The sequence below is a fragment of the Myroides albus genome (assembly GCF_009711045.1).
Taxonomy (GTDB): domain Bacteria; phylum Bacteroidota; class Bacteroidia; order Flavobacteriales; family Flavobacteriaceae; genus Flavobacterium; species Flavobacterium album_A.
Window position 1 is genome coordinate 1 of record NZ_WMJX01000065.1, and the last position, 8,531, is coordinate 8,531.

Annotated in this window: 4 protein-coding genes; 2 read left to right on the top strand and 2 right to left on the bottom strand. The window is 28.1% G+C overall.

What is annotated here, in order from left to right:
- Positions 1-380: 380 nt before the first annotated feature.
- Both GJV76_RS14630 and GJV76_RS14635 read left to right on the top strand, forming a co-directional pair.
- Positions 381-1,331: an ADP-ribosylglycohydrolase family protein gene (locus tag GJV76_RS14630; RefSeq protein ID WP_074748163.1), complete on the top strand. Its 951-nt coding sequence runs from the start codon at positions 381-383 to the stop codon at positions 1,329-1,331.
- On the top strand, positions 1,328-2,479 hold the full coding sequence (locus GJV76_RS14635) for a PDDEXK-like family protein (RefSeq protein ID WP_155093335.1): 1,152 nt from the start codon (positions 1,328-1,330) through the stop codon (positions 2,477-2,479). Before GJV76_RS14630 ends, GJV76_RS14635 begins: the two co-directional genes overlap by 4 nt.
- A gap of 62 nt (positions 2,480-2,541) precedes the next feature.
- Here GJV76_RS14635 and GJV76_RS14640 read toward each other — a convergent pair whose 3' ends face one another.
- Complete coding sequence (locus GJV76_RS14640; RefSeq protein WP_074748487.1) at positions 2,542-3,624, bottom strand: MBL fold metallo-hydrolase; 1,083 nt, start codon at positions 3,622-3,624, stop codon at positions 2,542-2,544.
- Positions 3,625-3,637: 13 nt separating this feature from the next.
- Positions 3,638-8,347, bottom strand: coding sequence for an AVAST type 2 anti-phage system protein Avs2 (avs2, locus tag GJV76_RS14645; RefSeq protein ID WP_155093336.1), 4,710 nt, complete (start codon positions 8,345-8,347; stop codon positions 3,638-3,640).
- Between the last annotated feature and the right edge of the window lie 184 nt (positions 8,348-8,531).

Genomic DNA, 8,531 nt, shown 5'->3' on the forward strand with positions numbered 1-8,531 from the left:
TATCTTAATTGTCCACTTTTTGCTGACGATTTACAATATCAGAGAATTTTTTTAATACCCCAAAAACTGTAGCTGATATAAAGAAAGAATTACTAGAAAAAGAGTTAATTGATATTTCACTTAAAAGTGGAGAGATATCAAATGTTCTTAGAAACATTGAAAAAGAGAAAGGTATAGAGGTTATTAGAGATGGAAAAATAAATAGATACAAGGAAATTTTGTTATAAAGTTTAATTCTTTGTATTTATTACTAACATTTATAGCCTTGGTTTATCTTTGAGAGAGTTTACTTATAAAAAACAAAGAATCCTTTCTTAAGAGTTTGGGATGCCATTTATATGATTTAATTTTGAGAGGCAATCTTTAAAAACAAGTATAAAATGTCCCACTTAGCACAAGATATCCTATTCGGTGTAGCAGTAGCTGATGCTTTAGGAGTTCCTATCGAATTTAAGTATCCAAATGAAATAGATATAGAATCTGTTAAAACTAATTATCAAAATGAACCTAATAGATTAATTGGGTTTGGTTCTTGGCATAAACCTGTTGGAACCTTTAGTGATGATTCTTCTCTAACTTTTTGTACAGCAGAATATTTAGTCTCTGAAGAAAGTGATTTAAATGATTTAATGGATCGTTTTAAAGATTGGATGAAAGAAGGTTATTGGACTGCTGATGGAGACACTTTTGATATTGGAAGAACAACTTTATTTGCTATTGAAAATTTTGCAAATGATTATAATTGGAGAACGGCAGGACTCAATACAGAACGCGACAATGGAAATGGTTCTTTAATGCGTATATCTCCTTTACTCTTTCCGCTCTTATATGACAAGAACATTACATATCCTTACAGCTATATTAGTAACTTTAGTAGTTTAACTCATGCACATAAAATAGCTATAGATAGCTGTTATATCTATCTTATCTATGCCAAACATCTTGTTTTAACTAAAGATGTACGTCTAGCATATGAAAGCCTTATAAATGACTTGGCTTCTACATATCAGGAAAATGAATACTTTAAACGTATCTTCTCTCCAAATTTTAAAGAGATTGATCCAAGTGAATTTAATAATAGAGGATTTGTAGTGGGAAGTTTAGAAATTGCTCTTCAAACTATACTTACTACAAATAGTTATGAAGAAGCTATTTTAAAAGTTATGTCCTTAGGTAAAGACACTGATACAAATGGAGCAATTACAGGAGCCTTGGCAGGTATTTTATATGGATTTGAGAGTATTCCTAAGCATTGGATAGAGCCATTAAAAAGGAAAGAAAATATACAATTGCTAGCTGAGCAGTTGAATTTTAAATATAAACTATTATGATAGACAAACTAAAACAATTAGAATCAGATTCATATTTTCAAAAATTAGTTAATGATCTCAAAGAACCGAACCTGTTTAATGTTCTTAAATTAGACAGATATGAAATAAGACATTCCACTTTTCTAGCTTGGTTATTAGATCCAAATGAAAAACATTGTTTAGGAAATATTTTTTTAAGTCTCTTTCTTTCAGATATAGTAAAAGATAAAGACCTATTAAATCAAGCTAAGTTTAAATGGATAAAAAGGGAAACTGAAAATGACATTGATATTTTTATTGAATTTGATAATATGATAATTGCAGTTGAAAACAAAATCGATAGCGATGAACATTCAGATCAATTAACTAAATATACTAAACATTTAAAGTCTGTTTACCCACATATATCAAATCACTTTCTAGTTTTCTTAACACCAAATGGGAAATTACCTAAGAAGAACAATGAATATATTGTTTATTCATATTCACAGATAGCTCATCATATTGAAAGTGTCCTAAAAACAGAACATTTAAATATCAATACAAGAGCACGTATTTATATAGAAGACTACTTACACTCAATAAATGAAAATCTAATGAAAAATAATCCAGAGAATATTCTAGCAGCAGAATTATATGCAAAATACAAAGATACTTTTGACTTTGTCATGCAAAATGTAGAGTCAGACCTAAATTATATTACCAATAAGTTTAATCATTTTTTACATCATAAACTTCCTAACTATGTAAGAGGATCTGAGGATTATAGTTTCAGTAGGTTTACTACAAAAGAAATAAGTAACATTTTAAAACCTGTGAAATCAGCAAAAAGAGCATGGAAGAATAAAGAACCTTTCTTGTTTGAAATTTCGCTCGAAAAAGAGGAAAGAAGAATTGTTTTTTTGCTAAGTGTATCAGATTTTGATCTATCGTTAAATCAATGTTTACACAAAATATTCATGCAACAAGGGCTAATATGTGCAAACGAAAATAACGATTGGAAAATTTATAATAACATAGCTATTCCATTTGATTTTGATGAATTTAAAAATGACTCATATATAGAGAGTAAATTCGAAGAGATTTACAAAATAGCAGAACCTATTATTCAAAAAACTCAAGATATAATTGTAAGTAATAAAATTGAGATTAAAAAATCTTACTTATAGATTTACAAAGTTTTACTGATGTATTTAGTGTAATCAGGATACACTAGATTACACTAAATACATCATTCAACATTTATCGTAATATATTTATTGTCAAGATACACTACATTAAAATGATATTTATCAAAAATATTATCTTCATCATTCTCGAATATTTCTCTTAATACTTCATTATCATAAGTGAAATAGATATTGTACTTATCACCTAATAGATCCCTATCAGAATTCCTTAAAAGACGAGCAACACATTCTTTATTAGGAAGATTATGTCTATTTTCACCGTTTACACTAAATACATAATTTTTACAATCTAACAGTTTAAATAGTTCATCACTATTATTTCCTTTACTACCATGATGAGCAACTTTAACCCATTCACATTCTAGTTTGTCTTTGTAATTATATCCCAATTTTTTAATGGATTCTACTATAATATTAGGATGTGCATCAGCAAGCCATAAAACTTTTTTCTCATCATATTCACTTAAGATAGCAATACTACTTCCATTCTCAACAGAATCATCTCCTATCCAATTACTTAAATCAAAATCTTTAAGTAAAATATTATAATCATTTCCTAAAGAACTAACTGCATCACTAATTAAATCTTCTCTTTCCTGCTTTTCAAGGTCTTTTGTTGTAGATTTATACTTCTTTCTTAATTTATTTAATTGAGAACTTGTCGGAGATAGTATAGTTAACTCTAAACCAAATATATCAATAGGTTCTAAAGAATTCGTTAAATCAAAATTTAGTAATTTACCTTTCAGGTTAATATAATTATAAAGAAGATCTCCTTGATTAATACTTCTACTATCGCTAACATTATAAAAAATGTCTTTAGCTTGACTTTCTCGTGGCACATTATACCAGATTTTTTCAATTACATCCCTATATTCGCCCGATAGTATCGTTTCTATATATTTTATTATTCCTCCTATATGATCATCATGAATATGTGAGATTATCCATAAATCAATTTTCTCATTGTTATCTATGATCTTTTGAATCTCTTCTTCTAACACATGCCTAAATGTTCTACTATATCCAGAATCAATAAAAATATTATGGTACTTTTTATCAGTACCTAAAAAACGAATACTACCTGCATCTCCACATTCCGCTTGATAAAATTTTACTTCCATTTTTTATATTCTTTTACTCCCTATCGAATGATATAATATCTCCTTTTACAATATCATTCTCAATATAGAAAACTCCACTTAGTTCTTTAAAGTGATTATTGTTCAAATCTCTTGAATTATATGACATCTTCTCTCCTAAAAGTGTCCAAATTATCTCTAGATTGTTCTCTTTAAGATAGTTTAAAAGTTCTTCTTTTTTGAATAATAAATCTCTATGATTTATATTTTGTGCAACAAAATTTCCTTCAAGATTTATAAAATCCCCATCAATAGGGGCATATTTTAACCCTAATCCTTCAAAAAGAGTTTTACAAGGCATATCATAATAAAAATGAGCTCCTGATTTATCATCAGACATTTCTCCAACAGCATCAGTAGAAGCTATTATAACTTTATAGTTAGTATTTGAAATAGTTTCCCACTTTCTAACCTTTTCACTATTCTTATATATTGGAGACCAAAAATTCTCTCTATTTATTAAACTTAATGGAACTGATGATTCAGGCATCCATCTACCCCAAAAATTTTGCTTAGATAACCACTTAGTAATTTTTGATTTATCCCTTTTATGGACAAGATATCCCTGTAACATATAGAATACTTCTTTCCTTCTTCTATCATATTCATCTTGGCCAATAGATTTTGGTTCTATCCATTTTACCATCTTCTTTAAAGAAAGCCATTTACTACCATCAATATCCTCTTTCTCCAAAATATTTTTCACAGTAGGTAAATCCAATAGATTATCTACCCATTGTGCATCATTTTCCTGCCAATTATTATATACAGGTTCATCATACCATTTTTTATCCTCAGAAGGATAATCCAATTCTTTGTTATCTTCTTCTACATCCTTACATATAAAAGCTGGATCTATATCTCTTAAATACATTTGCCAAGGTCCTTTGTAATAACTTGACTTCCCTGTCCAGTCTTCAAAGACTTCATGATTATCAGAAACCATTGCTAAAATTTCAAAAAAAGCAATCCATTGATATTTTTTCCCTATTCTCTCGACTTTATTCTCAATTCTATTACTATTCCTTTCTGAAGAGTCATCATATTCACCATGTAATTTGCAATCATATCCTAAATCAAAGACTCTTTTTACTATCCATCTTTTAATTGGTTCAGTGTCAAAAGCATTATCATATCGATTATCTTTCCTATTAATACTTTTTAAGTATGGTAGTATTTTATATTTTAAATATGCCATCTGTTCAGTATCAAAATACTTTTCAGACATTAGTAATAATCTTTGATAAAAATCCTCTCTTACTGATATATGAAATGCATACTTCTCTTCTCCTAAAATTTCCTTTGCTCTTGGTACATTCTTAGTATACCTGACATGCATTTCTTCATATTTCTTAAATGAAGTTACAATTTCTCTTTGAGATTTGTTTAAAGACCTATAGAACAACTTATACTCTTCTTTAAAAGTAAAAGATTCAGATTTAAACTTTTCTAATGCAGGTTTTATAATCTTACGTCCAAAGTCCCACTCTAATACTGAAAAAGAAATTAAATTATGCATTCTACTATTATTCTGTTTAAAACTTAAACTTTCTTGATCTAATTCATACTCCTTTATTTTCTCTACAGTTGGAAAACTTTCAGGCATTTTACTTTTATAGGGTGGACGTACTAGACTTAAATCAATTTTTAGATTAGGATTTAAATAAATAGCATATTCTACAATATTCCTGGCATAGTCTCTTAATAAAATATGATTAGGTGGTGTCCCATTTTTAAACACATAACTATATACAGTATTAGCTATTTTGTTTACTGATTCTATTTTTTCAGTTCTTAAAACACAACCATACGCTACAGCATAAATTCTTTCTAAAATATACAGATCATCTATGTTTTTAAAAGTTTTTAATATTGAAATTAAAGCTTCTGGTTGTTGTTCTAATAGGTTGACTAAGGCTTTTGTGGTTTGGTCTCTTAACTTTCGATGAGTTGATGCTAATAACCATACTAAAGCTTGAGCTGTTAAACGAGCAGTTTCAAAATCAACATTTTTTGACACATTGGGAGTCCAAGCCCAGTCAATTAATCTTCTTATAGGATAGGCTACATTCTCGTCATTATAATCACAAAACCATAACATGTGCCTCTGCCAAAAACCGTCTCTTTTTGACATCTTGACTCCTTTGAATATCTTATTAATTCTATCACTATTAAAAGGATGGTTCTGGACAGGTGCAAGCTCATAAAGCTTGAATAAATATTGGTCATAATCTATATTAAAACTACCCGACTTAAACCATTTTGTAATTTTATCATTATCAATACTATTAACCGCTCTCCAATTTAAACTATCTAAGAAAAACTTATTAACACTATCTTCATCTTGCTTTCTTAAAAATTGATCACTTACCTTGTCAGTAAATACCCATGAAAAAACTTCGTAAATCTCTAATCCAAATTTTTCAGGTAATAGAACAGAAAAAGCTTCTAAAAGTCCATCAAAATGCCAAAAAGTATATTCAATCAACCTACCAAACTCTCCTCCTTTTTGAAAAGAAACTATTAAATCTTCTTTAGTTTCAAACTTATTCAATAAGTCTTCAGCAATAAAAAAGTCTCCTAATCTTTCATATGAGAAATAGATTACTTCTTCATTTTGTTTATTTTCATAATCATAATCAATTCTTCTTATAAAAACATTCTCTTCAATTAAGTCGTTTATAAGGTGTGGGAATTGGGAAAATTTATCTTCAAATAATTCAAATGCTTCTTCCAGCCTCAAGAATCTCTCTTCTTTCTGAAAACATTGGTAAGCAAGATAATGTATTGCTTTTTCAACTATTTTACGATTTTTATATTCATGTCTTTTTCTTTCAAACTTTAAGTTCAAAGTATGAATATACATGCGAAAAACACTGCTTATTCCTTGAAAACCTTGAGGGAACGTTTTTTCTTCAGTTTCTTTTACAGCCTCACATATTATTTTTAAAAACAATGGTTTGGAAAACTCTGGTGCTAGAATTGGAAAATAGGGTTGCTTTAGTTCATGAAAATCACAGAACAACTTTAAAGCCATATACTCGTTCCCTTTAAAACCCTCGTGATTTAAAACTGATACATTACTATTTTTTAATAGTTCATCAGGAATAACATAATCAATATAAGTTGTTCTAATAGATAATACTAACCCAAGAAAAGGGTAATCTAAAAAATCATTTATAAATGATGCTATTCTATCATACCACAAATCAGCTCCTCCTCCTTCATTGATAGCATCAATTAATATTAGGACTCTAGAACCTATTTGTTTTCCTATATTATTTAGCTCTATCAATAATTCTTTTTCAGAACAGCTAAGTCCAAGTTCTGATCTAATATTTTCCCAAACAGTTTTATTGCTATGAAAATTTTGACCTAATAAAAGTAATGTAGGTAAGTTACTATTTACTCTTTTTTGTGCGATATCTCCTAACAAGTGTGATTTACCATTTCCAGCATCACCTTTAACTATCAAATAAGGATTATTTGATAACTTTATATTTATTTTTTTAGTAATACTAAAAATAAAATCTTCATTATATCGTCTAATTTCTCTTAATCTAGATAATTCAGCCTCGTAAGGAAATTCATAATTATGACTTCTATTAGATTTAAAACTATCTTTCTCACTTCTTAGTTTATACAGTTCAGTTGATTTTTCATTTACTTTAGAATTTATTGATTCTATTCTATCAAGTAGCCATTGAATATCAATCTTATTTTCAACTGAAAAATTTAATGCTCTAATCCATTCTAAAACTATTGATTTAACCTCTTCAAATTCAACCTCAATTTGTTCTAAATGTGTATTGTTTACAATTTTCCTATATCCATACCCAGTTATCCATTCATCAAATATTGCCGTAAATTGTCTTTTAAAAACTGTATCCTTTGCTATATCATTAAATACTTTTGCAATAGGTAATTGAAAATTTAGGACTTCACTAAATCTAGGTCCAAGACCAGTAATTGATTGTTTAATATGCTTTTTAAAAAAATCATCCGTTAGATCATAACTAGCAAAATAGTTGAACTGAATTAATGGTAAATAACTCTTTGCAAGAAATTCATTTGCTATATCAATAAATTGAGCATAAATAACCTTTCCTTTTTCTTCAGCTCTAAACCTTGTAAAAATACCATAAAGAAAAACATCTGCTCCCGTTTGTATAAAAACACCACTTCCAGAGAATCCCATTGTATTATATGATGTATAATTTTCTAATAATTCTAATTGAAATCTATCATCTAATAATTGAATCCATTTAGGATATAATACAGCTAACTCTTTGCCTTGTGTAGCCTTTGAAAATCCTTTAATGATAAAATCATTATAAGTACTTTTTTCTTTTACTACTTTAACTTTGGGGATTTCGCCTAGAATACCTTCGACATCTTTTTTATCTAATACAAGAACAGCAACATCTTTATTCTCTTCTTTAAATAATAAATTTGAATTTATCGTAACTTTTAATGATTTATAAGAAGTTAGATCCTTATATAAAAAATCTATCTCTACCTCAACTCTCTGGTTTTGAAACTTATCTCCATCTTCAAACAAACAATGAGATGCAGTTAATACATAGAGCTTTTCCTTTAACTCATCCGAATAATATATTACACCTGTTCCAATACAAGCTCCATTATTTACATCTTTCAGTCTTACAGAAAGCTTAGATATTACTTTATCTAATTTTTCAATCATTATCTCAATAAATTTAGTCTATAAATATTTTTAATAATTAATTATGAAGTAAATAACCCCCATTTACTCCATTATACTAATATTAGTAAAATTACAATAAATATTTTCCTTTAAAAAAGATACTGTAGAATTCAAGGCTTATAGTTACGTATCCACGCGAGCAACCACATATTTCATAAGCTAA